Annotated in this window: 21 protein-coding genes; 12 read left to right on the forward strand and 9 right to left on the reverse strand. The window is 38.7% G+C overall.

The features are described from left to right. Positions 1-117: 117 nt before the first annotated feature. Genes EHQ31_RS09555 through ileS form a run of 3 tightly spaced genes read left to right on the forward strand, consistent with a single transcriptional unit; the run spans position 118 to position 5,729 of the window. On the forward strand, positions 118-2,292 hold the full coding sequence (locus EHQ31_RS09555) for a hypothetical protein (protein WP_135574257.1): 2,175 nt from the start codon (positions 118-120) through the stop codon (positions 2,290-2,292). A 13-nt stretch (positions 2,293-2,305) separates the two neighbouring features. Further along, positions 2,306-2,935, forward strand: coding sequence for a leucine-rich repeat domain-containing protein (locus EHQ31_RS09560; RefSeq protein ID WP_135574259.1), 630 nt, complete (start codon positions 2,306-2,308; stop codon positions 2,933-2,935). A gap of 58 nt (positions 2,936-2,993) precedes the next feature. Then, positions 2,994-5,729, forward strand: a complete 2,736-nt coding sequence (ileS, locus tag EHQ31_RS09565; protein ID WP_135574261.1) for an isoleucine--tRNA ligase — start codon at positions 2,994-2,996, stop codon at positions 5,727-5,729. 176 nt (positions 5,730-5,905) lie between these two features. On the opposite strand, the gene murJ is transcribed toward ileS, so the two are convergent. The 4 genes from murJ to lipB are packed head-to-tail and all read right to left on the reverse strand — an operon-like array spanning position 5,906 to position 10,128. Continuing rightward, a complete protein-coding gene (gene murJ / locus EHQ31_RS09570) occupies positions 5,906-7,531 on the reverse strand; it encodes a murein biosynthesis integral membrane protein MurJ (RefSeq protein WP_135574263.1) in 1,626 nt (541 codons plus the stop codon). A gap of 11 nt (positions 7,532-7,542) precedes the next feature. Next, complete coding sequence (locus EHQ31_RS09575; RefSeq protein WP_135574265.1) at positions 7,543-8,409, reverse strand: STAS domain-containing protein; 867 nt, start codon at positions 8,407-8,409, stop codon at positions 7,543-7,545. Positions 8,410-8,412: 3 nt separating this feature from the next. Next, entirely contained in the window at positions 8,413-9,408 is a 996-nt protein-coding gene (locus tag EHQ31_RS09580; RefSeq protein ID WP_135574266.1) for an LIC_12071 family protein, read from the reverse strand. 60 nt (positions 9,409-9,468) lie between these two features. Further along, on the reverse strand, positions 9,469-10,128 hold the full coding sequence (gene lipB / locus EHQ31_RS09585) for a lipoyl(octanoyl) transferase LipB (RefSeq protein WP_135574268.1): 660 nt from the start codon (positions 10,126-10,128) through the stop codon (positions 9,469-9,471). On the opposite strand from lipB, the gene EHQ31_RS09590 reads away from it, so the two are divergent. The 3 genes from EHQ31_RS09590 to EHQ31_RS09600 all read left to right on the forward strand — a co-directional run bounded on the left by EHQ31_RS09590 (position 10,111) and on the right by EHQ31_RS09600 (position 11,914). Next, entirely contained in the window at positions 10,111-10,644 is a 534-nt protein-coding gene (locus EHQ31_RS09590; protein ID WP_135574586.1) for a type II toxin-antitoxin system antitoxin SocA domain-containing protein, read from the forward strand. The two genes, lipB and EHQ31_RS09590, sit on opposite strands and share 18 nt — an antisense overlap. Beyond that, positions 10,641-10,997 (forward strand): aspartate 1-decarboxylase, encoded by a 357-nt coding sequence (panD, locus tag EHQ31_RS09595; RefSeq protein WP_135574270.1) that lies wholly within the window; start codon positions 10,641-10,643, stop codon positions 10,995-10,997. The genes EHQ31_RS09590 and panD overlap by 4 nt, the downstream gene beginning before the upstream one ends. Positions 10,998-11,062: 65 nt before the next feature. Beyond that, positions 11,063-11,914 (forward strand): hypothetical protein, encoded by an 852-nt coding sequence (locus EHQ31_RS09600; protein WP_135574272.1) that lies wholly within the window; start codon positions 11,063-11,065, stop codon positions 11,912-11,914. Positions 11,915-11,986: 72 nt separating this feature from the next. Here the strand turns inward: EHQ31_RS09600 and EHQ31_RS09605 are convergent, their stop codons facing one another. After that, the gene (locus EHQ31_RS09605; RefSeq protein WP_135574274.1) at positions 11,987-12,199 is read right to left on the reverse strand and encodes a hypothetical protein; all 213 of its coding nucleotides are present in this window, start codon (positions 12,197-12,199) and stop codon (positions 11,987-11,989) included. Between the two features lie 86 nt (positions 12,200-12,285). Here EHQ31_RS09605 and EHQ31_RS09610 point away from each other — a divergent pair, with 86 nt between their 5' ends. From EHQ31_RS09610 to EHQ31_RS09625, 4 genes are all read left to right on the forward strand, one after another. Next, positions 12,286-13,095 carry a hypothetical protein gene (locus EHQ31_RS09610; protein ID WP_135574276.1) on the forward strand — a complete coding sequence of 270 codons (810 nt, stop codon included), beginning with the start codon at positions 12,286-12,288 and terminating at the stop codon, positions 13,093-13,095. A gap of 72 nt (positions 13,096-13,167) precedes the next feature. After that, complete coding sequence (trxA, locus tag EHQ31_RS09615) at positions 13,168-13,479, forward strand: thioredoxin (RefSeq protein WP_004786415.1); 312 nt, start codon at positions 13,168-13,170, stop codon at positions 13,477-13,479. An 18-nt stretch (positions 13,480-13,497) separates the two neighbouring features. Next, positions 13,498-15,651: a cAMP/cGMP-dependent 3',5'-cyclic-AMP/GMP phosphodiesterase gene (locus EHQ31_RS09620; protein ID WP_135574280.1), complete on the forward strand. Its 2,154-nt coding sequence runs from the start codon at positions 13,498-13,500 to the stop codon at positions 15,649-15,651. Positions 15,652-15,702: 51 nt separating this feature from the next. Continuing rightward, positions 15,703-16,833, forward strand: a complete 1,131-nt coding sequence (locus tag EHQ31_RS09625) for an acyl-CoA dehydrogenase family protein (RefSeq protein ID WP_135574282.1) — start codon at positions 15,703-15,705, stop codon at positions 16,831-16,833. Between the two features lie 133 nt (positions 16,834-16,966). On the opposite strand, the gene thiC is transcribed toward EHQ31_RS09625, so the two are convergent. The 3 genes from thiC to EHQ31_RS09640 all read right to left on the reverse strand — a co-directional run bounded on the left by thiC (position 16,967) and on the right by EHQ31_RS09640 (position 20,829). Then, positions 16,967-18,478 carry a phosphomethylpyrimidine synthase ThiC gene (gene thiC, locus EHQ31_RS09630; protein WP_135574284.1) on the reverse strand — a complete coding sequence of 504 codons (1,512 nt, stop codon included), beginning with the start codon at positions 18,476-18,478 and terminating at the stop codon, positions 16,967-16,969. Positions 18,479-18,767: 289 nt separating this feature from the next. After that, entirely contained in the window at positions 18,768-20,285 is a 1,518-nt protein-coding gene (locus EHQ31_RS09635) for a hypothetical protein (RefSeq protein ID WP_135574286.1), read from the reverse strand. 172 nt (positions 20,286-20,457) lie between these two features. Next, a complete protein-coding gene (locus tag EHQ31_RS09640) occupies positions 20,458-20,829 on the reverse strand; it encodes a PilZ domain-containing protein (protein ID WP_135574288.1) in 372 nt (123 codons plus the stop codon). Positions 20,830-20,938: 109 nt separating this feature from the next. On the opposite strand from EHQ31_RS09640, the gene EHQ31_RS09645 reads away from it, so the two are divergent. Next, positions 20,939-22,096, forward strand: a complete 1,158-nt coding sequence (locus EHQ31_RS09645) for an Lsa36 family surface (lipo)protein (protein WP_135574290.1) — start codon at positions 20,939-20,941, stop codon at positions 22,094-22,096. A gap of 121 nt (positions 22,097-22,217) precedes the next feature. After that, complete coding sequence (locus EHQ31_RS09650; protein ID WP_135574292.1) at positions 22,218-22,841, forward strand: hypothetical protein; 624 nt, start codon at positions 22,218-22,220, stop codon at positions 22,839-22,841. On the opposite strand, the gene EHQ31_RS09655 is transcribed toward EHQ31_RS09650, so the two are convergent. After that, positions 22,838-24,121, reverse strand: coding sequence for an MFS transporter (locus tag EHQ31_RS09655; RefSeq protein WP_135574294.1), 1,284 nt, complete (start codon positions 24,119-24,121; stop codon positions 22,838-22,840). The genes EHQ31_RS09650 and EHQ31_RS09655 overlap by 4 nt on opposite strands. Positions 24,122-24,167 lie beyond the last annotated feature (46 nt).

Below are 24,167 nucleotides of genomic sequence, written 5' to 3' on the forward strand. Positions count from 1 at the left end.
GGTAGGTTTTGAACCGACTCCATCCGATTTGTTTTGCAAAATGAAACCTTAGAAATCTAGAATTCTCTCTTGCTTTGTCGAAAATAGATTCTGATACTTGTTTGCAGAAGGTATATTTTGGAACCATTCTCTGATCCCATAAACTCGGAAACTCCACTTTCAGGAGAATCAACGGATCCTGCTTTTTTCATTCAATTACCTAAAAATATTGCCAGTTATTCCATGACTTCTCAGGCAATTTTAGAAGAACTACGTGTGCGTCATAGACGACTTGAAATGCATGGAAGTTCAGAAATCACACCTTCTCTACTTTTGACGGTTGATTCCATTCCTGAATTACTTTCTAAACAAGTGCAACTCACCGAAGTTCATAAATCGCAAGCAGCGATCGCCGAGGCATTTAAAGAATTGGCAGGCCTTACTGAACACAACAAAGAACCTGTGGTTTATTTTTATCCCTTCTTATTGCAGATGGATCAAAAACTAACCATGCGCATCAGCATGATTGCACCGCAAAACAGAGAAAAGACAGATATAGTTCCGTATCGTCGTGCCTGTTTTAAATACAGTGTTGATTTGATTGACCTACTATTAAAAAACAGAGCCAGTAGAGAATTTGTTTTAGAAGAAATAAATCCAGGCTCTACTTTGATTCGAACTGACCAAAAAGGAAATTCCTATTTTTTTCCGACCAAACTCAGTTACGAAACAGAACTCGAATTAATGATCCGCAAAACTCTGGAATCTTTTGGATACATTCCAATGAAAGATTTTATCCAAGATGTAATCACGAGAGGAAAAGAAACTGCAAAACTTGTGGAAATCATTCCTGGCTACCATCTCATTTTACCAAATGGATCACATAACCCTGAATATGCGCGTCATCTGGCAGTTCAGCTGGATGGTCTAAGAACCTTTTCCTTTCCATATCTAAAAAGATTCGCAAATGAAAACAAATACGTTGGTTTTTTAGAAAAACTAAACGAATTAGAAATAAATTTCCCAACCCAAACAGAAGGACTTCTCAAACAAGGAAATAACCTCTTCCCCAAACTCCGTGCCTTACTCGATGAATTTCCATTTGATAAAATTACAACTGAAGAAGGCAAACGTGTGGGAAATAACGTAAAAGAAAGTTTATTCATTTTAGATAAACTTTCCAAACGTTTAAAAGAACAGAAAAAAGAAGATTCCGAAGAGGCAGTCTCATCACTCATCAAACTTCTAGGTAAAAGAATTGAGGATAACACCACAAATACTCTTACACTCACAAAGATTAATTTAAATTCCGAAATAAAATCTTTGGGCCTAAAAAACGATAAGGAAATAACAGACGTTATTTCTAAAATTATAACCTCCCTTTCTGAAACCTATGGTTGTTTGGCCATAAAAGAAGAAACATTCCAAATACTCTTTGCTTTGGATCAAAAAAAACTATCAAAAGTGGAAGCCAATACTTTAAGTCTTTCCAAAACAGATTCTAATTATCGAAACGAACTACCTATACTCGACCAAATCCGTGTAATCTTAAAAAATAGATCGGATGAAAACATAGACAAAGAAGAAATTCCGGAAACAGAACTAGAAGAAGAGAATGATTCTAACCAAACCAGCTCTTCTGAACCTAAATTTTCTTTTTCTGCACTTCAAGAAAAATTCCACATCCCTATTGGAGTTTTTAGTTTTTTATCTTTGGCCTCCTTAACTACCGTTATATCCTTATTTCTTGGTTCACTCGAATACATTGTGAGTGGATTTATGTTTAGTTTCCTTTTGGGACTTTTCCTTGGTTATCTCTATCGTAACGATGGAAAAAAGAAACAAATCCCAGAAAAACAAACATCCAATATTTATCCTAAAGAAAATAAATCTCTCGGTATTGCAAAAGTAGCAGAAAGTTTTATTTATCCTAAAAAATTCAATAGTATAGCTGAAAAGGTTTATGATTTCAAACGTTTACGAAATCATATAGACGATTGTGTAGAAGACATCAAAATCCAACTCCCAGTTGCTGATCAGAAAAAAGATACAAACAAAATTGTGGCAGAAATAGAACATGCCATTTTGCAAATTTCAGTTGTAATGAAAATCCCTGAAGCCATTCAATTAAAAAATAGGCCAAAGGAACTCATCCTTTCCAAAGCTGACTTTCGCACCATTTTATTTCGAACACAACTCGCAGAATACTATCGTAAGGAAGCGAGTATTTATAAATCGGATCGTGACCAAATGGATTACATCCAGTTTATCATTCGAGAATTAGAATTTGGCTATAATAAATATTTGAAATGATAATTCTGGTTTTATGAAGTCTTTTGTACACGTAACACTTACTATTTTATTTCTAATGTCCTTTACCCATTGTACGAATAAGGATGTAGTCAATGCAGAGGAATGGTTCGAAAACCACAAAGAAGATCGGGTCCTAAACCTATCCAACAAAGAAGTGGGAATCCTTCCTGCTTCCATTGGAAGTTTAACAAAAGTGGAAGAACTTACCCTCCAATACGACTCTCTAAAAACACTTCCCAAAGAAATAGGAAACCTTAAACAATTAAAGATCCTCAATCTTTTTGGAAACCCTCTCCAAACCCTACCAGATGAAATCGGAAATTTAGAAAACTTAGAAATTTTACTTCTTGGAAGAACGGAACTGAACGAAATTCCACCTGTAATCACAAGGTTACAAAAATTAAAAACACTAGCACTCGATGAAACGAAAGTGCAACTAACAGAAGCTGACGTAGAAGTAATCGCCGCACTCCCCAATTTAGAAATCCTCGATCTAAGCCTTATGCGGGAATACAAAACTCTGCCCCAAAACCTAGCAAAACTAAATCATTTGAAACAATTAGTTTTACAAAAAACCCTTCTCGAAAAATCCGATGTGGTTAGACTAAGGGACGAACTCCCCAAGGTCCGAGTCAAACTCTAACATTACCGAATTTTTTTCCGTTTTCTCTTTGGCCTAGACCACAAACATTGGTCTTACTATGGCCAAACCAGAAACGGAAAATCCTTATTCTAAAACGGTTCTTCTCCCTGAGACCTCCTTTCCCATGAAAGCCGACCTGGCAAATCGTGAACCAGGTCAAATTAAAATTTGGAAGGAGAAAAAAGTCTTCCAAAAGATGAAGGAAATTCGTAAATCCAAACCTTCCTTTGTACTACACGATGGACCTCCTTACGCCAATGGAAATTTCCATGTAGGCCACGCTCTCAATAAAATTTTAAAAGATATCATTGTTAAATCCAAAACTCTTTCCGGTTTCCAAACCGACATGATTCCTGGTTGGGATTGTCATGGACTACCCATCGAAGTACAGGTGTTAAAGAATCTTGGAAAAGAAGCAAGGAATACAAGCCCCAGTGACCTTCGAAAAAAATGCCGGGAGTACGCGGCTGAGTTTGTTGGAAAACAAGGGGACGATTTAAGTCGTTTTTTATGTTTCTGGGACGAAGAAAACAAATACCTAACAATGGCTCCTGAATTTGAAGCAAGGATCGTAGAAGTATTTGGATCTCTTTTTGAAAAAGGATATATCTACAAAGGAAAAAAACCTGTGTATTGGTGTATTGACTTGGCTACTGCACATGCGGAAGCGGAAATCGAATACCAAAACCATGTCTCTCCGTCTATTTATGTTAAGTTTGCAGTAAAGGGCGAAACCGACACTTACTGCTTGATATGGACCACTACGCCTTGGACACTTCCAGCAAACCTTGCCATTTGTTTTAATGAGGAACTTGACTACTCACTTTTCCAATCTGATTCTCACGGAAGACTGATCCTTGCGGATGGATTAAAAGAAGCAGTAGAACAAAAAACAGGAATCACTCTCACAAAAATTAAATCTTTAACAAGTGATGACCTAAAAAATATGACCTTCTTACATCCGTTTATTGATCGTGAATCCATTTCTCTTTTTGGGAATCATGTCACCTTGGATGCAGGAACGGGTTGTGTCCACACGGCTCCAGGCCACGGAACGGATGACTACCGAGTCGGAACAGCAGCGGGACTACCTCCCCTGTCTCCAGTGGATGATTACGGCCGTTATACGGACGAATTTGAAATGATGAAAGGAATCAAAATCTGGGATGCCAATCCCAAAATTGTGGAACTTCTCAAAGAGAAAAATGCCCTCGTCCATTATTCAGAATTTACACATTCCTATCCCCATAGTTGGAGAAGCAAAAAACCTCTGATCTTTCGTGCAACCCCACAATGGTTCTTTTCCATCGATCATGCAAGTCTCAGAGAAGATTCACTAAAAGCCATAGACAAAGTCCAATGGATTCCGGATTGGGGGATCACTCGCATCCGTTCTATGGTTGAATCTAGACCTGACTGGTGTTTGTCGAGACAAAGAAACTGGGGAGTACCCATTCCTTCCTTTACTTGTAAATCTTGTGGATTCACTCACCTAGATGACAAAACAATCAATCACTTCATTCAAATTGTAAAAAAAGAAGGGATCGAAGTATGGTATGAAAGGGAAGCAAAGGACCTTTTACCAGAAGGAACCAAATGCTCCAAATGCGGATCAGATGATCTCAAACAAGACAAAGATATTTTGGATGTTTGGTTTGACTCTGGTGTTTCCAGCTTTGCTGTGTTTGGTGATTCCCTTGACCGCGAACCTGCCGATTTATATTTAGAAGGTTCCGACCAACACAGAGGTTGGTTCCAATCTTCTCTTTGGCCCTCAATGGCGATAAGAAAAAAACCTCCTTACCGATCTGTCCTCACTCATGGTTATGTGTTAGATGAAAAAGGCCATGCGATGTCCAAATCTCTTGGAAACGTAATCAATCCTACAACAGATATCATTAACCAATACGGGGCTGATATTCTCAGACTTTGGGTCTCCACTCAGGATTTCCGAGACGATGTCAAAATCGGAAAGGACTCCATCAAAACCGTTGCTGAAGCCTATCGTAAGATCCGAAACACCTTCCGTTATCTTTTAGGAAATACAAAGGCAGATGTTCTTGGTTGGAATCTAAAACAAGAAGATTTAGAGCCGATTGATCGTTATTACCTTCATAAATTAGCAAAGTTGAATGAAGACGTCAAAAAATTGTATGCGAACTATCACTTCCACCAAGTATACCACCGAGTTTTAGTTTTTTGTACAGTAGACTTGTCCCAAGATTATTTTGAAATCATTCGGGACAGAATGTACTGTGATGCCAAAGATTCAAAAACTAGAAAATCTTCTGAATATGTATTGGCAGTCATTTTAGAAACCTTAACCAAACTCCTCTCGCCTATCCTTTCGTTCACAACAGAAGAAGTATGGGCTGAATTTGGTTTAAAGGATTCGGTGTTTTATTCTGATTTTTCAGACTTATCTTCTTTACTCGATTCCGACTTAGAATCCCAATTTGCACCAGTGTTTGAAACAAAAGAAGTAGTACAAAAAGCTTTAGAAGAAGCAAGAAAGTTAGGAAAACTCGGAAAATCATTGGAAGCGGAAGTTTTAGTCAATGGTGATTCTTTAAAAGATACGAAGTTTACTAAAGATGACCTAAGCCTATTCTTTGTCGTGTCAGAAGTTTCTTTTGATGCGAAGGAAATAGGTGAGGTGTTTTCGGAATGGAAGGGAGAAAAAGCCTCCATCCAAATCCGAAAACCGCACCACCACGAATGCCCAAGATGTTGGCGCCATGTATCTGCTGTTGAAGGAAAGCTTTGTGTTCGTTGTGAATCAGTGGTATCCTAATTCTAAATTTAAAGTTACAGTAAAAAAACAACTGCCGTAAACAAACTCTAAACTAAAAAAACCGATGGAAGTTTTGGATCAATCTAAACAACCATCGGTCTTTTTTTTATCATTTACAATTTCTTTGAGATACAAAAGAAAACAATCCGCCGATTAAAAGTTAGGTGAACGAATGACTAGGAATTTTTTTTTCGAAACCTGCGGAAAAATCTACCTATAATAATTTCTGCTTCTGGTAATTTAGATATCCCTGCCACAACAAAGTATATGACCATTGCCGGGAGAATGGAAACCACAAGACAAAGTCGACTTACATTGGCAAAACCAATCCCTAAAGATTCGGAAAGATATGTTACTAAAAAAGGTTTTATGAACCACTCAGAAACTACTAACCAAAGAAAAAGTCCAAAGAGGGCAGGTAACATTTTCAAAATTCGAAACCAAACAGTAAAAAAGGGAATTTTTACCTGGTGGGCTTTCAAATAAAATAACAATAACATAGAAGTCACAGAAGCACTCAGAGCCGATGCCAAAGCAATGGCCGAATGTTTTAAATAGAACATAAGTCCAATACTTACAACAATACTAAGGCCGAAAGAAACCAACTGAATTCGTAAAGGTGTTTTTGTATCCGAAAATGCGTAATAAGAAGACACCAAAACTTTATTGATACTGTAAAATGGAATGGCAAAAGAATAAAAGACCAAAGGATAAAAAGCGGTGATCGTTGCTAAATGGTCCCAACGGCCACCATAATAAATCGAATCCAAAACGGTTTCCCCTAACACCGCCAAACCAATGCTTGCCGGCAGTGTTAAAAAAAATGCAAAAGCCAATACATCCGATATTTCTTTTGGAACATTCTCTTCCCTACCTTCGCGCAGGTCTTTCAAAAGCGATGGCAAAATGGTAGTGGCAAGAGCGACTCCAATGATTCCTGTAGGAAGTTGGACAAGCCTTTGTGAATAATCTAAACTCACCACTGCCCCAAGTCCTGGGTTTTGGTTTTGGATGTAATTAGCGAGGAAAATATCTACTAGAAGTCCTATTTGATAAAAACTTCCCCCAAGGGCCGCAGGTAACATCAGTTTAAAGATTTTTCGAATGGCGGGATGTTTCAAATTCAATCGAAAGATGGGTCCAAACCCATTTTTGTATACATACCAAGCTTGGACTAGAAGTTGTAACACTCCTCCCGTTACAATTCCATAGGCAAGAATAAATACTTTTTCTTTGATCTCATGATAAAAGGGAAAAACAAAAATAAAAACAATCAAATAACTAAAGTTAAGGATGATGGGAGATAAAGAAGGAACAAAATAATTATGATGAGAGTTAGAAATCGACATAAAAATCGATGACAAACTGGCGGTCATAATCAAAAAAAACAAAACTAACGAAAGTTCAACGACAAGTATCCCATATTCAGGTGCCCCACCCACAAGTGCGGGTAAAAACCCTGCCGCAAAAAACCAAAACAATGCTACAAATAAAGACAAACAAAGGAAAAGGAAACTAAGGACAGTTCCTGCCATCACCCTTGCTTCCAATACACCCATTTTTTCATATTCTGAAAAAATCGGCATAAAGGATTGGCTTAAAGTTCCTTCTGCCAATAGGTTTCGAAACATATTGGGCAAACGATAAGCTACACTAAATGCAGAAGCAACCATCCCTGTCCCAAAACTAACAGCCATAAAGTGGTCACGAATGAGTCCCAATATTCGAGATAAAAATGTATAAAAAGAAAGGGCAAGCGAACGTCTGGTGCTTGACTCACTTACCTTGGCTTGTTTCGTCATAAGACCAGACTTTAGAGTGGATTCAATTTTTCAAGAAAACGCACGGAACCGTTGGTGCTCACTTCGAACTGGGTAGAGCAACCCGGACATTCGTGTTTCCCAAATTTATGGAGTCTTAACCTTGTTCCGCAAACTTCACATTGTATGATTCGTTCAATGGTTTCTAATTGTTTTGTTTTAGATTGAATGTAGCTGGGAATCGTAATTCTTTTTTCTTCCGACCCAGGAGAGGATTTATAAACAGCAAACCTTCTCTCCAATTCATGGTTTAAAGTATCCTTGATTTCCAACCTTAAGCTATTTAGTTTTTCTTCCAAAACTAATTCCATAGGAGAGGAAGGACTAGGTTTGACCTGAGTTACAGGTTCTTGCATTTCTTGTTCTGGCATGGATTCCAATTGAGAAACAGGTTCCTTCTCTTGATTTGTGGAATCTCTATCCTTGGATTTCCCGGTAAAATAAAAACGAATCCGATTTTCACGTCCAACTTGGGCTTGTGAAACAGATTCCTTTGATGAATTCGTTTCAGGAGGATTTGGAAGTTTCGGCTCGATCTTTAAAAGGAAAGATTCTGCCTGATTGTGATCTCTAAAAATAGGAAGTTTATCAAAAAGGCCAACAAGAGTTAGAACATCTTCCACTTCTTGTTTCACTCCATAAATGGCATAAACTGCACCTATCTTTGTAATTTGTTTATGGATTTTAACAATCACACTGATTCCGTTGGAGGTAATAAAATCTAAAGCCCCGAACTGGAACAAAAATTTTCTGTATCCTTTACCTACTTGCGATTCAAAATAACGATAAAAATCTTCAGCGCTAGTTCCGTCTAAACCACCTTTCAATTGGATTGAAAATACTTTATCTTTGGCTTCCATAATCTATCCTAAAAAGATCGCATCGCGAATGGGTGTTTCTTTAGAGCCAGGGGAAACATGGGAAACCATTGGTCCTTCCGAAAGAATTTCTACTTCACTTTCAGATCCTACATTTACATTGGTTCCATCGTTTTGCTCTACCGTTAAATCAACTATTGGTTCCACGTGACTCTCTGGTGTATCCACTGTTTCTAATGTTTTTTTCTCAAATAAGGGAAGGTTCTTTGCTTCTTTAGGTAAAACGGAAGAATCTTTTGCAACTAACATAGTGTAGGCCACAAAAGCACCTGTTAAAACCAAACTTACTATAAATGCAAATAGAATGTAATTTAATACCATCCATTCCACAAGTTTCCATTGGTTTTCAAAAAGTAATCCTAAGTTTCCTCTTTCATATACCAAAATCACAAGTCCCGAAACATCGAGTGTTCCTGGTTTGTATAATGGTGAAGTAAGCCTGACAGTATTTGACTTAGCAAGTGGCAAATAGGAAAGAACCCATTCAAAGCCAGACCGAACTTTGGGATCTCGTTTGGAATTTATGACGGGATTTTCACCATTTTCCGGCTCTGACCATTGCCATTTTTTCATCCGAATCCCTTTTTTGAAAAAAGTGGAATGGAGGAGCGCCTCATCAGGTTTTCTATTTTTTAATTCTTCTGGAGTGTAAATGGTATCCGTAGAAACAAGAAGAGTGGCATCTACTGAATACAAACTGATTTTTTGAATGTAAAATTCTTCAGGATCATTTTTCGATTGTTCTACATAACGATGGAACATTTTTTCTAGTTCCACATAACCTTCGTTCTGTAGTCTTTGCTCCGAACTTTTTGCCAAAGCCAATGTTAAATCACGAGCTCTATGGTCAGAAACAAATTGTTCTTGGGTGAGAGCATTTTGTAAAGATTCATAAAACGTCCAAACCACAGCACTGAGAGCCAAGGCCTCACAGAGGAAAAAGAAAAGTATAAAGGATAGAAAAAAACGTGAATATTTCATAGATCCCCCTTATTCCTTTCGGCCATCCAAGCGAATTTACGGAGGAAAATACGTTAGAATTTAAGGAAGTAGGCCAATGAATGTTTTCGTAAAAATCTCTACAAATTCCCTGCGTTTCCTGGGGAAATCCTTATCTTTTCCCAAACGAAGGAGAGAGGTCATATCCTCTGACTTGGCCCCGCAAGGATTGATGAGAGAAAAGGTAGAGAGATTATTCAGACCATTTAAGGCGAACCCAAAACTTGTGAAATAAGACTTAGCAAAGATCCCCTCAGAGACAAGTTTACGTTTGGGTTCTTCTAACGTATAGAGTCCCGGTGCCTTTGGATTTTCTTCCACGGTTAAACCCCAAGTTTCTTTAATGGAGACCACCAAACTCTGGTTTAAGGCTCGCAAAAAATCACCCAAACTTAAATTTCTTTTTTTCAAATCAATGTGTAAGTAACCGACAATTTGGCCGGGTTCATGGGCTGTAAAGTCCCCTCCTCTAGGCAGGGTGACCACCTCTACCCCAAGGGAAGACAAATGAGAAGCTGAAACCAAAAGATTTTCCGCTTTCGCACCTATGCCCCCTGTCAAACATGGACTGTGTTCTAAAAAGAGCATGGATTCTCTTCGATTTTTCCTGGAATTTTCCTGGAATTTCACGTATCTTATGTACGGAACGATCGAAGGAAACAGGTAAGAAGGAAGTCCTTTTTGATGGAGAAACTTTGTCATGCGATCCTTTGGATCCTCGAAAAATCACCGAATGGTAGAGCCCGCCTTGATTTGGCGAAATTGCTGTATTATTCGGATGGTGTTCATTTCCAAAAACATGCGGAGATGATCACAAGAGGAGAATATATCCACTTAGAAGACTCCCCTTACCCCGTCAAACTGAACGAAGCACTTTTATTTTTGAAAGAAAAGGGACATATCGATGCCATTCCCAAAATTGAAGGAAATGGAATCCAAGGATTTACGTTACGATTTTTAAGACCTATGGAAGGTTTAATCCTTTCTAGAGAAGACAAACGCGTAATGATGAAGGTTCTCGAAGCCTTTCGCGGCCGGGTAGTGGATGAAAATCGTCATTACCCCAACCTCTACGAAAATTACGTGGTCACTCCCCTCTTCGATTCCATTCCGTTTTCTGTGGATCGGATCAATACGAAAATCCATGTTCTCGTCCAAAAAAGCCTTTTGAATCTATCGGGCAAAATGTTTAGAGTTTTATTTGAGAGGTCAGAATGATCATCACTGTTTGCAAAGGCAAAATCCATAGAGCCATCGTTACCGAAGCGGAGCTCCACTACGAAGGTAGTCTTACTGTTGACCAAGACCTAATGGATTTGGCCGGAATGAAACCTTATGAACAAGTAAGCGTGGTAAACGTCAATAACGGAGCCCGGTTCGAAACCTACTTGATCGTAGGGGAACGCGGTTCTGGAACCATTTGTTTGAACGGGGCAGCGGCAAGGCTTGGAATGAAAGGGGACAAAGTCATCATCATCACCTATGGTCAGGTGGACGAAAAGGACCTTTCAGCCGATTACAAACCAAAAGTGGTCTTCGTGGATGAGAACAATCGCCCGAAAAAAGCCTAATTTCCCTAATTTTTCTAGGGCATTTCTTCGATACTAACTGTATAAACCAAATTGGTAGTCGGAACATGAACAAAACAATATTCGCCATTTCATTCACCCTACTCACTTGTGCACTTTTTGCCCAAGAAACAGGGAATACACAAGGGACAACGGGAGCTGTTGCCTCCAAAGACAACCGTGACTTGTATCCTCTTTCTATTTATGATTCCAGGATTCGTTTAAAAAGTGTAAACTTTGTTAGACGACATGCTGATACCGGTAAAGGCGAATTTTTGGATGTCCAAGTGGAATTAGAATCTAGAGTTCCAGATAACCAAGAATATGCTATTTATGTTCTAGCTGGATTTGAGGGAGACCGAACCAATCCAGCCGAAAGAAAACTAATTCCGTATCCAACATGGAGAAAGGCAGATCCTGAAAAAGAAGACAGAACATTATACTTTTCGAATGTAATGCCGACTCCAGTCACTGCCAAAGAAATTTGGGGGGAAGAAACTTTTGCAAAGAAAAAAGCAGAAGTAGAAAAACGTCATTTTGAAGGATTTGAAGCAGAAATGCCAGAACCTAGTTTTACAGAAGTTGTGGATTACCTATGCAAAAACAATGCAAAAGCACTCCCCTTCACTCTGTTTGGTGAAACCGGTCCAACCAAAGAAAAACAAGTAATCTATAACTATGTTGCACAAACTGAGGATGAGAAAAAACGCCAAGTGCACGAAACTCTTCCTAAACATACTTATACAATCTACAATAACAAGTATCGTGCGACCATCACAAGTCACCACTACACTCAATACAGACCTAACTTTCTTACTTTCAACAAAGTGGCCGTTCTCATTTTTGATACGAAAAAACCTACCAATAGCCTTCTTTTTAGAAAGTTCATTGATATTTCTGATTTAAAGATTACTTACTAATTTGATTTTCCAAGGCCTAAGATTGGGTCTTGGATTCCGACAAAATTGGCCATTCAAAATCCGTTGGGATTTTTAGTGGTCAGTGCCTTCTGGACGAATGGGGGGAGATTGTTCCGAAGCCCTTACCCGCCACTCTTCCTCTGGATGGTTCAAATGCAACCAACCATTGGCAAAATCCCATCTACCATCCAAATCCAAAAAATCCCAGAAAATAGCCTGGTTCATGTATTTATAGGTATCGAGTAAATCGAGTAGATCTCGCTGTTTCCTGGGAGAATTTTCCATTCTATTCCAGTTTCGGTAGGATGTCCGCCTGGTCGATGTTTTTTATGGACAAAACGAATCGATTCTGCCGAAAATGATACCAGACTATGGCAATCACAAAGGAAAAAAAGGCTGACTTCAATGACAAACTGGTAGATTTCAAAAACTACCTAGAGGAACTGAAAAAAGAAGCTAATATCTACAAAGTCCAAGCCAAAAAAAGTAAGGAGATGGAACCTTATTTCAATCTTTCCCTTGCCATTAACTCCATCAAAACCATTAACACTTGTATTGTGATCAATGAACTGTCCACTGCCATTTTAGAAATTAATAATAACAATTATTTAGAAACTGCCAGGAAAGAAATTTATAACTGTATTTCCTATATTGAAAAAACTGTAGGAAACAACGTAGACGGCTCCCTCTCCGAAAACAAAGAACAATTGGCGAAAATTGAAAGGTTTACACCTACACAAAGGTTAAACCTTATCAAAGGCCTCCTTCAAGCCATAAAAAAAACGACCACTGCGTTTGGAACCAACTCTAAGTGGAAGTGGTCTTGGCCAGACATCCATTTCCGCGTGGCTGCTTGCACAAAAAATCTTTTCGACTTTATCGCTTATGAAAAAGAACAAGATTTGGAGAATCCATATTACTACGTTCGCAAAGAACACTTCAATCTTGTCATAGAACTTGCCAACCAAGCTGCCCAAGATTATAGGACAAAATTTGAAATGTCTACGCAAGATTCCACAGATTTGAAACATTCTGTAGAAATGTTGGAGATGAACCGCAAAATTTTCCAAATTACTGGCGAAACTGAGGACTTGGAAAAGACAAAAACACTGATTGAGTCCTTCCAACAAAAAATCGCCGACCTCGAATCCGACGATAAAAAGAAAAAAAAGAAACAATAATCGACGTTTTTCCCTAGAATCCCCAGTCTAGTTTATAGAAAGGCAATACTTTTCAAAAGGAGATTTCGAAATATGGCACTAACGGAAGTCACAGACGCCAATTTCAAAGCAGAGACTGCTAAGGGCGTTGTTTTAGTTGATTGTTGGGCGGAATGGTGCGGACCATGTCGCATGGTGGCTCCTGTTCTTGATGAATTATCGCAAGAAATGGCTGATATCAAAATTACTAAATTAAATGTTGATTTCAATCAGAAGACGGCACAGGAATTAGGTATCCAGTCCATTCCGACTCTTCTTCTCTATAAAGACGGAGTTTTAGTGGATAAAGCAATTGGTGCTTTACCAAAACCACAAATTAAAAAATTTATAGAAAATCACAAGTAGGAAATAAATTATCCCCTAATGGTCAGTTCTGAACCGAATGGTTTTACCGCTCTCCCTAGAGGGGGATATTTAGTCGATACATCCGAAGGGTACATCCAAATTGGATCCCCTCCGGAAACAATTAAAGACACTATGGGGCTCGAAAAGAAAACCCCACTGGTGTTTGTCCTCCCAAATAAATTCTTTCATGTCGAAAAAGGCATCTCCATTGCGGAGTTAGAATTCCCTATTTATTTCAACTTCTTCTTTCGAGGTGGAAAAAAAACATTTATTGTTTGTTCGCCAGAGCAAAAAGAACAGCTAACCATTGTTCTAGGGGAATCTCTTATGGGTCCACAAGAACTCAACCTGGCATCTGAGTTTATTGATGGGACCACAAGTTTTGGATTTCCCGATATTAAGGCGGAAATGGCTTATTTCCGTAGTTACAAAACTATGGAAGAAGTGGTTGAATTTATTTTATTTGACGAAAACCACAAAGCGCAGTTTGGAAAGATCACCATCGAACAACTTCCCTCCAATGAATTTCTCATCGTGGACGGAGATAAAAAAATTAAAACTCCAGGAGAGGTCGACTTCCATGTGAAATATGACATTGGAAAAAGACTCGAAGAACCTTTCCAACCACCTATCATTGGGATCACCTGCCTTGGGCCTTCTCACGGGTTTGATCCTACAGACAACACATCTGGTTTTATCATTTGGCTCAATGGCCAGGGGATCATGGTGGACCCACCTGTTAATTCTACCGAGTGGTTACGAGAATCGAATGTTAATCCTAAGTTTATCAACTCTATCATTCTCACCCATTGCCATGCCGACCATGATGCGGGGACCTTCCAAAAGATTTTAGAAGAATCCAAAATCACGATTTATGCAACAGCCACCGTGATGGAATCTTTCCTCAAAAAATATTGTAGTTTAACAAAGATTCCGCGAAAAGAAATCACAGACTTATTTGATTTTATTCCCGTTGTTATTGGAAGACCAACTATTATCAACGGTGGAGAATTTTATTTTCATTACGCTCTCCATTCCATTCCGTCAGTGGGTTTCGAATTTTTTTTCCAAGACCAGTCTTTTTATTATACTTCTGACCACTTAAATGATCCAGAAGCCTTTGAAGAAATGTACAAAAAAGGTGTATTTCCAGAATCAAGATACCAGTTCTTAAAAGATTTCCCTTGGGATCGTAAAATTATTTATCATGAGGCAGGGGTTCCTCCTCTCCACACAAAGATCAGTTATCTTGCATCTCTCCCTGAAGAAGTGCAAAAACGAATTACTGTTTATCATATTGCCGCCAAAGATATGCCAGAAGGAAACCACCTAACACTCGCTAAATTTGGAATTGAAAATACTTTATATCCGGAAATCACTCCACCCAAACACCAAGAGGCTTTCCAACTTTTAGAAATCCTTTCACAGATTGATATTTTTTCTGGTTTCCCCATAGAAAAAGCCAAAGAGTTTTTACAAATTGTAAAGGAAGAACGATTCCGACGTGGGGAACAAATCATCAAAAAAGGTACTCACGGAGACAGATTTTTTATCATTGCTTCGGGGAATGTTAGGTTTGAACGCCTATCAGGTGATCCGTCTGCCGTGAAACGTTATGGAACCTACGAATACTTTGGCGAAGCATCCCTGATTTTGGATACGGCCCGCCAAGCGGATGTGTTTGCAGAAACGGATGTCCTTGCTCTCACAATAGAAAAAACCCGATTCTTTCAGTTCATTCGCGGATCCAAACTCCACGAAAACCTAACCAAACTGAATAGTATCCGAGAGACCAATACTTGGAAAACCCTCACAGAATCACAAACCTTTCGAGGTCTTACTAGTTACCAAGTCACCCAACTCGAACTCATTTTAAAACTGGAAACTGTTAAAAAGGAAGCCTCCCTCATTGAAGAAGGCCACACCTTTCATAATGCCTTTATCGTTAGATCAGGCACCGTTGTGGTTATGCAAAACCACAAAACCATTAGAGAGTTGGGACCGGGAGATTTTGTGGGAGAAATCTATTCACTTACAAAAAACCTTCCTTCCAATTTTAGCTTTGTGGCATGGCCGGGAACGGAACTGTACGTGCTTTCTGAAGAGGATGCCATCCAATACATCAAAAAAAATCCTGGTGTGTATATGAAGCTGAACACTGTTTATAATTGACCTCAATTCGCCATTTTTGTAACATTTCCATATCAAGGAGTCACAAATCATATGGAGCGTATCCTCCCCTTTACTGAAGAACACCATCAATTCCGCGAGATGGCTCGGAAATTTTTTGAAACAGAAGTAAAACCACACCACGAAGAATGGGAAAAAAACCATATCGTACCAAAAGAAGTATGGAGAAAGGCAGGTGAAAACGGCCTACTCTGTCCCGATGTACCACAAGAATACGGCGGTTCTGGGGCCGACTTTCTATATAACATCATCATCATTGAAGAATCATCTCGGGTTGGAAATAGTGGATTTTTTATTTCTCTCCATAATGACGTGATTGCCCCTTATATCTCCGCTTTTGCCAGTGATGAACAAAAGAAACGTTGGTTACCGAAATGTGCGACGGGAGAATCCATCCTTGCAGTGGCGATGACGGAACCCGGTGCCGGATCTGATTTAAAATCACTTCGCACTAGTGCCGTCGATAAAGGTGACCACTTTGTGGTAAATGGACAAAAAACATTTATCTCCAATGGACAACTTGCGGATCTTATCATTACTGCGGTCAAACATGACAACGGAACCATATCCCTTGTGATGATTGAAGAAGGAATGAAAGGTTTTGAAAGAGGACGTAATTTAGAAAAAATTGGACTGAAAGCCCAAGATACTTCTGAACTTTACTTCAACGATGTGATTGTTCCAAAATCAAACCTCATCGGCAAACAAGGACAAGGTTTTCGTTACTTAATGCAAAAGTTAGCACAAGAACGACTTGTACTTTCCGTTGCGGCTGTGGAAGCAACTCGCCTAGTTCAAAAAATCACACTCCAATACATCAAAGAAAGAAAAGCCTTTGGTCAAAAGATTGGGTCGTTCCAAAATACAAAATTCAAAATGGCGGAAATGGCAACGGAACTCGAAATGGCACAAGTGTTCTGTGACAAAGTTGTGATGGAACATATGAAAGGCGAAAACACAACAGCGGAAGCTTCAATGTGTAAATGGTATACAACTGAGATGCAAAAACGCCATACCGATGAATGTTTACAATTCTTTGGTGGATACGGTTATATGATGGAATATCCAATTGCAAGAGCTTACCTCGATGCAAGGATCCAAACCATCTATGCAGGAACCACAGAGATTATGAAAGAAATCATTGGACGTAGTTTGGGACTTTAGTTTTCAATGAAACCAAAATAGCCAATTCTCAAAATAGAATTGGCAAAGCCTTTTACTGAACCCGGTGCGGAATGCCCGGGTTTTTTATGTACATCAGTTAACTTAGTTCCAACTAATCAAAAAATGCTCGAAGCTAACTTTTCGAATCCACTGCACCCACTTCTTCCGCCGTTTCTTTCCGTAAATCCGTAGTCAGTCGCATCGAACAAAAATGGGGGCCACACATAGAACAGAAATGTGCCTTTTTCATTCCATCTTGCGGAAGGGATTCATCATGATAAGATCGTGCCAGTTCCGGATCAAGGGAAAGTGCAAATTGGTCCTCCCATCGAAATTCAAACCGAGCTTTGCTTAACAAATCATCTCTTTCTTTGGCACCGGGATGTCCTTTGGCAAGATCGGCCGCATGGGCTGCAATTTTATAAGCAATCACCCCGTCCTTTACATCCTGTTTGTTCGGAAGGCCCAAATGTTCTTTGGGTGTCACATAACAAAGCATAGCCGTTCCATACCATGCAATCATCGCAGCTCCGATGGCTGAAGTGATATGGTCATAACCTGGTGCTATGTCTGTCACAAGTGGACCGAGTGTATAAAAAGGGGCTTCCATACAAATTTCTTCTTGGAGACGCACATTTTCCTGAATCAGATGCATTGGAACATGACCTGGACCTTCTACCATCACTTGCACATCATCTGCCCAAGCACGTTTGGTCAGTTCTCCCAAAGTTTTGAGTTCCGCAAACTGAGCTTCGTCGTTGGCATCATTGATACAACCTGGTCTTAGGCCATCTCCAAGAGAATAGGAAACACCGTATTTTTGCATGACCTTAGAGATCGCATCAAAATGTTCATAAAGGAAATTTTCCTTTTTATGATGATTACACCACTTAGCAAGGATAGACCCTCCCCTAGAAACTATCCCTGTAATTCTTTTGTTAGTTAGATGGATATAATCCCGAAGCACACCGGCATGGATGGTAAAATAATCCACACCTTGTTCGGCCTGTTCCTCCAAAGTTTCTAAAAATACACCTATGTTTAGATCTTCTACCTTTCCTTTTACCTTTTCTAAAGTTTGGTAAAGAGGAACGGTTCCAATTGGGACTGGAGAATTTCTGATGATCCATTCTCTGGTTTCATGAATATTTTTCCCAGTCGAAAGATCCATCACTGTGTCAGCTCCCCAATGTAAGGCCCAACGAAGTTTTTCCACTTCATCTTCGATGGAAGATAGGATTGCTGAGTTTCCAATATTGGCGTTAATTTTCACCAAAAACTTTTTACCAATGATCATCGGTTCGAGTTCCGTATGACGTTTGTTTGATGGAATGATAGCTCTCCCAATTTTTACCTCGTTCAAAACAAATTCCGGTGCCATCCCTTCTCTTTTGGCCACATACATCATCTCTTCTGTAATGATATCTCTTTTGGCATAATACAGTTGGGAAAAATTCTTATCTCCCCTTGTTTCCCTTGATTGGATCCAGGGTTCTCGGAGTTTTGGGATTCCTTTTTTATAATCGTATTCATTTTCGTGAATACAAAACATACCTTCGGTTCGGTAAGACTGAAACTTTGTATTGTTAGAAAGTGTAATGGTTGTTTCTGGAATGGTGATGGGATGGTTGGTGTTTGTTTCCATAGTCAGGTTTCCTTAACCGGATCTGACCCAATGGAGGACTTGAGAAAACAAAAACGAAGAGAAACACTTTACAGTAAATCTTTAAGGAAAAAACACCTTATTCGATTTTTTTTATCTTCCACGTTTCCCTTCGCAAGCATTACCAGGATCAGGTTCAAAAAGGGTATTTCTCAGCCAACCCCCGCCCATATTAAAATAGAGCAAAGGAAATAGCACCCCTAACGGTTATCTCTCAAATGAAGACAAAAGTTTTTTTTGGCAAGTCCAATATTCCAGGTTCCAACAGAATTCATGTATGTTTCGTTTTATTGACACGAGGTAGATACTTAGCTTTCATTTGGGTGTATTTGACCTTAGACAGGATATTTTTTTCCCAATCGACCGGAAATTCGTCACCGATAAAAAATCGAAACATTCGCTGAAAAATAGAAACTTGTTTCCAATAAACTTTATTTTTAGCCACTTTATATAAATTTTTAAACTTTTGATTTGATAAAAAACTCTTTTTTACTTCTGGATATTTTTCCATTAACACTTCAAAAATATAAAGTGTATGATCCCCTTCATAATATTGTTCGATGATTTTATCCAATACGATATTGACAGAACCAATATCTTTCGAAAGAAAAACCCAATAGAATGTTGAATTAAAATAATACTCACAATGCATAACATCATCTGCGTTTTTTAGGGCTTCAATGACACGGTCTCTTCCTGAATACAAAGTTTGACCAATTAACAAAAATCTACTGATGAAATTATCACCCATTTTCATCATTGTATACAGAATATCAAAATGTTGTTTTGCTTCTCTTTCGGCCTTTTCTTCAGACAATTTTTCGGCTTTCGAACAAAGTAAATGGTAAATTTTAACAAACTCCAGAATGGGAGTTGATTCTTTAGTAAAAACGGAATCAATTGTTTCTGCAAATTCAACCTGAGGTAAGTAAGTTTTACTTCTTAGTTCATCAAACTTTGTTTCAGAAATTTTGGTTTTCATTAATTCGTATGGCTCTTTTAAACTTGGCTCTAATTCTAAAAGTTTGGGAACAATCATTTGTTCAAAAAAAGGAGAATACTCTCCTTCTCTTTGTATTGGTTCTGTTGTATCATAATATATCCAACCCACAGAAGGTATAAAATAATAAATTTCAGAATTAAGAAACCCTTGTTCCAAATAGTCTACTAATTCCTCTTTAAATTCTAACTGAATTCCAAAGGGAGTTTCAAATTCCTCCAATAACTTACTTATGATTGATTGCGGTTTTAAGTTTAAAACTTCTTTCTGAATTAGAAAAAAATCGGATGTTTCCCATTTATAATTATCTACTAAAAAGTTTTGGAGATTAACAAAGGATCTTGCAGCAATTGCATTGAAGGCCAATGCATACTTTTCTTCGAACCTATCTCCAGAATATGATACAATGGCCAATTCCACTTGGATTGGTCCAATCATTGATGGAAAAGATGGAATTAGATTTGCAGTTTCCACCTCCTCTACTCTGGTTAAATAAAAAATTGGCATGGCCAAATGGTTATCTAATAAATTCTGGATGAGCGAAACCATCGGTTTTCCATAAACTTTTAATTCATTTTCTTTAATTGAATCTACATTTAACTGGAAGGCAAAATAACTTTGATTTAAATCGGGTACACAAAGTTTTCGTAACGTGGAAAGAACCTTGGAAGCTTGGTCTGTAATCATCAATTCTCGTTTATGAGAATCTTCTAAGCCTTGTAAAAAAATCGGTGCATATATTTTGAGTTGGTCTAACCTAGAAACACCTGATAGTCGAAACATTGCCATACAACAACCTCCAAACATTAATATATGCTAACATTTGGAACTTTATGTAAATACAATTATTAGAATAATTCTAACGATGAGTTTGGAAATAAATAATAGAGAAAATCAAAACCAATATTTGGCAGGTGATACCATTGGTCTCAAAGAAATTCCAAGTTTAAACCAGATTGTTTTATTTTACTTCTCGACCTTGCCGCACCATACGGTTCACATAAACCTGTAAGTCTTGTTTTCCTTTAGTGCCAATTTCCGTAAATTGAACCCCGTATACACCAGATTCCTTTGATTTTTTCCCCACTTGCCTGATCACACCACGGGCCAGAAAATCTTCTAAATCTCCAGGAAGTGCCACAAGGATTTCCACTGTTTCATTCATATCCCATTCATCAAAATGGTTTGGTGCAATGATCCCGATACCACCCATACTTATGTCACTTGCCACCAAAACATCCAAAAGGGTGGTTCCCATCAAATGGATTTCTACTGGTTCATTTTCTAGCGGTTGTACTCGTACATATTTCCGTTTTTCTTGGATCGGTGCCATAGTTTTCATGTTCTATAGAATTTCTCACTTGTAAACTAGGAAATAGATCCCTGTCCATTTGTTAAGAAAGCATAGACCAATCTCCGATATTTGGTATACTAGGGGTGACATGAAATTACGTATTGGTATCCTTTCCCTCACATTCAGTTTGGTGTTTGTCCCTAATGGACTCGTCCATGCAAAAGTGACTTGTACTGGAGATGCCTGCGGAATTCTACCAACCACCATTCAAACTCAGCTAAATAGCGTAGACCAAGCCTTACAATTCCAATACACAGACAAAGTTCTCGCAACCATGTCTGAAGCAGCTGTTGTATCAAATATTAACTCATCACTAATGGGTCCAGGTATTGTAAATCGTTTCCAAGTGGGGCTTGGTATCTCTCTTGCCGGTCAACAGAAAGAAGATATCAACGTTGCCTACCAAAGTCTTAGTTTTCAAAAACTTCCGAATGTAGGAGCTGCATTAGCACCTAACTTTATTGTGGCGATCAATCTTGGTTGGTTAATGGGTGGAGGCCCATCCGATACAGAACCAGAACTAAAAACCTTTTTACATCGTTTTAACTTATATCTACATGGATTCAAATTTAATTTTGCACAAGGTGATGTGCAGAAAGCTTTAGAGGCGCAAAACAAAAATGTGGAACTCGGTGGGGACATCACTTCAGGTGGATTTACATTAAGATTTCATATTATCGAAAACTATTCCGATGGAATTGGATTATTCGAATTTTCGGGAATATCTATGGGACTGGGACTCCATTACCAAAGACAAGTAATCGATTTAACTTATAATGATAATAAAACACAAACTTTAACACTTGGTCCTGCGATTGGAACTTGGGGTGGCTCCACTAAATTCAATTATTCAAGCACAGTAACAAGTGTTCCACTAGACATTCGAACTGGTTTTCGAATGTTCTACTTCTTTACACTCTTTGCCGGAGCGGGAACTTCTATGAACTTCGGAAATTCCAATTTAAATTTATCAAGGTCTGGTCCCATCAATTTAGCTCTCGATTCTAATGCAGTTTCTGCATCCCTCTCTCCAGAAATTGCCGCTCAAATCCCCTCCTCAGCTCTGGGGCAAATGAAATCGGGAACTCTAACTATGGATTTAAGCGGAAAGTCCCAGGCACCCAACACAACAAACTTTCTCATTGCCGGAATTGAAGTAAACGCCCTCATTACGAAACTTACCTTGGAAGCTATTGTCGCACAAAACGTACAGTCTGTAATGTTTGGTGCAAAATTTACCTTTTAACTACAACTTGGCACCAATTTTGCACCTCTCTTAGAAACAGCAATTTTAGCACCCGAGCTGGTTTCTACCAGGCCTATGTGTTCATTTTTCAAACAGAATGCTGATTAAAAGGGAGAGTTTTATGGCCCAGACTATGCAAGAAATCAAAAAGCCCATCCTACATGTTTCTTGTGTCCCAAGAAAAGATACAACCTTACTGAAAATTTCCCTTTCGCAGGATGATTTAGGAATTCTCTACCGCGTCACCTCTGTGTTATACAACCATAGATGGGATATTTTAGAAGCAGTGGCAGAAACTGCAAGCGATGGTCATGTCCAAGATTTATTTGTGATCCGCAGTTGGGACGGGGGCGAAATGACGGAAGAACTTTTGTCAAAAATCAGAACCGATCTTTATTCTCTGTTTTACGAGGGAAAAACCGTTGCCATGTATTTACGAGAAAATGCAAAAGAAGAAGTCCTGGTTCGTAAAATCGGAGATTCTGAAGCAAGTCTCAAACTCTATAATCCAATCTCTTCTGATTTTACCGTTATGGATTTACGAATGAAAGACACTCCCGGAATTTTATTTCAAATTACAGAATCTCTTTTTCACTTAGGAATCGATATCATTAGTTTTACTGCTAATAGTTTTGACGGCAAAATTCGAGATAGTTTCCTCCTTCGCACTTCCCTGACAGGAGAGAAGTTAGATGAGAAACTAATGTTTCCTATGCTTCGTGCCAAATTGGAATCGTTTCTTTAAGAGGTTGTTTTTTCTTTTTGTATAAACAGTAAAAATCCAAACCCAATAAGAAGGACAAAGGATACAAAGAAGGCCAGACTAGGTCCTTTTTGAAAGTATAACAATGAGAATACGACTGGAGACACGGCTCTTCCGAGGGAACCAAAACTTCGAAAGAGTCCTAGTGACCTACCTAAATCTCCCTTCCCACTTTCTAGTGAGGCAAAAGAAGATAATCCTGGATTGACCAGTGCACTTCCAAATGCTAAAAAGAATAAGGAAACAAATAATCCCGTAAAATTGGTTCCAAAACTAACAAGTAAACCCATTCCAATTACTACAGATACGGCCCCATAAAGAGAAATTCGTTTTTCCGATATTTTCCCAGAAAGCCTGCGCACGACACCACCTTGCACGAGTATGATGATGATTCCGATATATAAAAAAGTAAATCCAATTTCTTTGGGAGAAAATTGGAAGGTATCAGAAAGAAAAAAATTCACAACGAATTCAAATCCAGAAAAACTAAGCACAAATAACAAATTAAGTAAAGAAATACGAACTAAATTCCTGGATTCGATTTTTTTCAAAGAGAGGAAAGGATGGATTTCTTTTTCAGGCACTACATCGGGTTTGTTATGTGGCAAAAATACAAAAACTAAAATGACCGTGAGAAGAGAAACTAAAATTGCAAATAAAGCAGAAGCGGGAAACACAACCATCGATCCTTCCTTATAAAAGGAATCTAGAAATGTCCACTGGGAACTAATTCCCCCCAGGAGAGGACCCATCACAAACCCAAGTCCAATGCCTGCGCCTAATAAACCCATTCCAGCGGCTCTTGATTTTTCATCGGTTTGGTCAGCCATTGCGGCCGATGCCACAGATAGGTTTCCCCCCATCATTCCCGTGATGACACGGCTAAGGACAAACATCCAAAACTGTGAAGAAAACAACCAAAGCAAATATCCAACGGTATTCCCAATAGTTGTGAAAAGTAAAATGGCTCGCCGGCCTGAATGGTCAGAAAACCTACCCCACAGAGGGGCCGCGATAAACTGTAAAAAACTATAAATACTTCCCAAAATTCCACCGAACAAGACAAAGGTGTATTTTGTATCTCCACCAAAAGACAAAAGGTTTGCTGCGGAATAGAACATTCTGAACAAAGTATCATCACCTTTAGATAAGAAGTATTCTAAGGTTTTGGGGAACAATGGAAACAAGAGAGAAAAACCCATCATGTCAGTAAAAACAATCAGGAAAAGTATGAACTTGATTCGTTTTGGGGACGTACTCATCTAGACTAATCTCTAAGCACAAATAAAAAAAGCCACAGAAAACTCT

Source organism: Leptospira montravelensis, from assembly GCF_004770045.1.
Classification (GTDB): domain Bacteria; phylum Spirochaetota; class Leptospiria; order Leptospirales; family Leptospiraceae; genus Leptospira_A; species Leptospira_A montravelensis.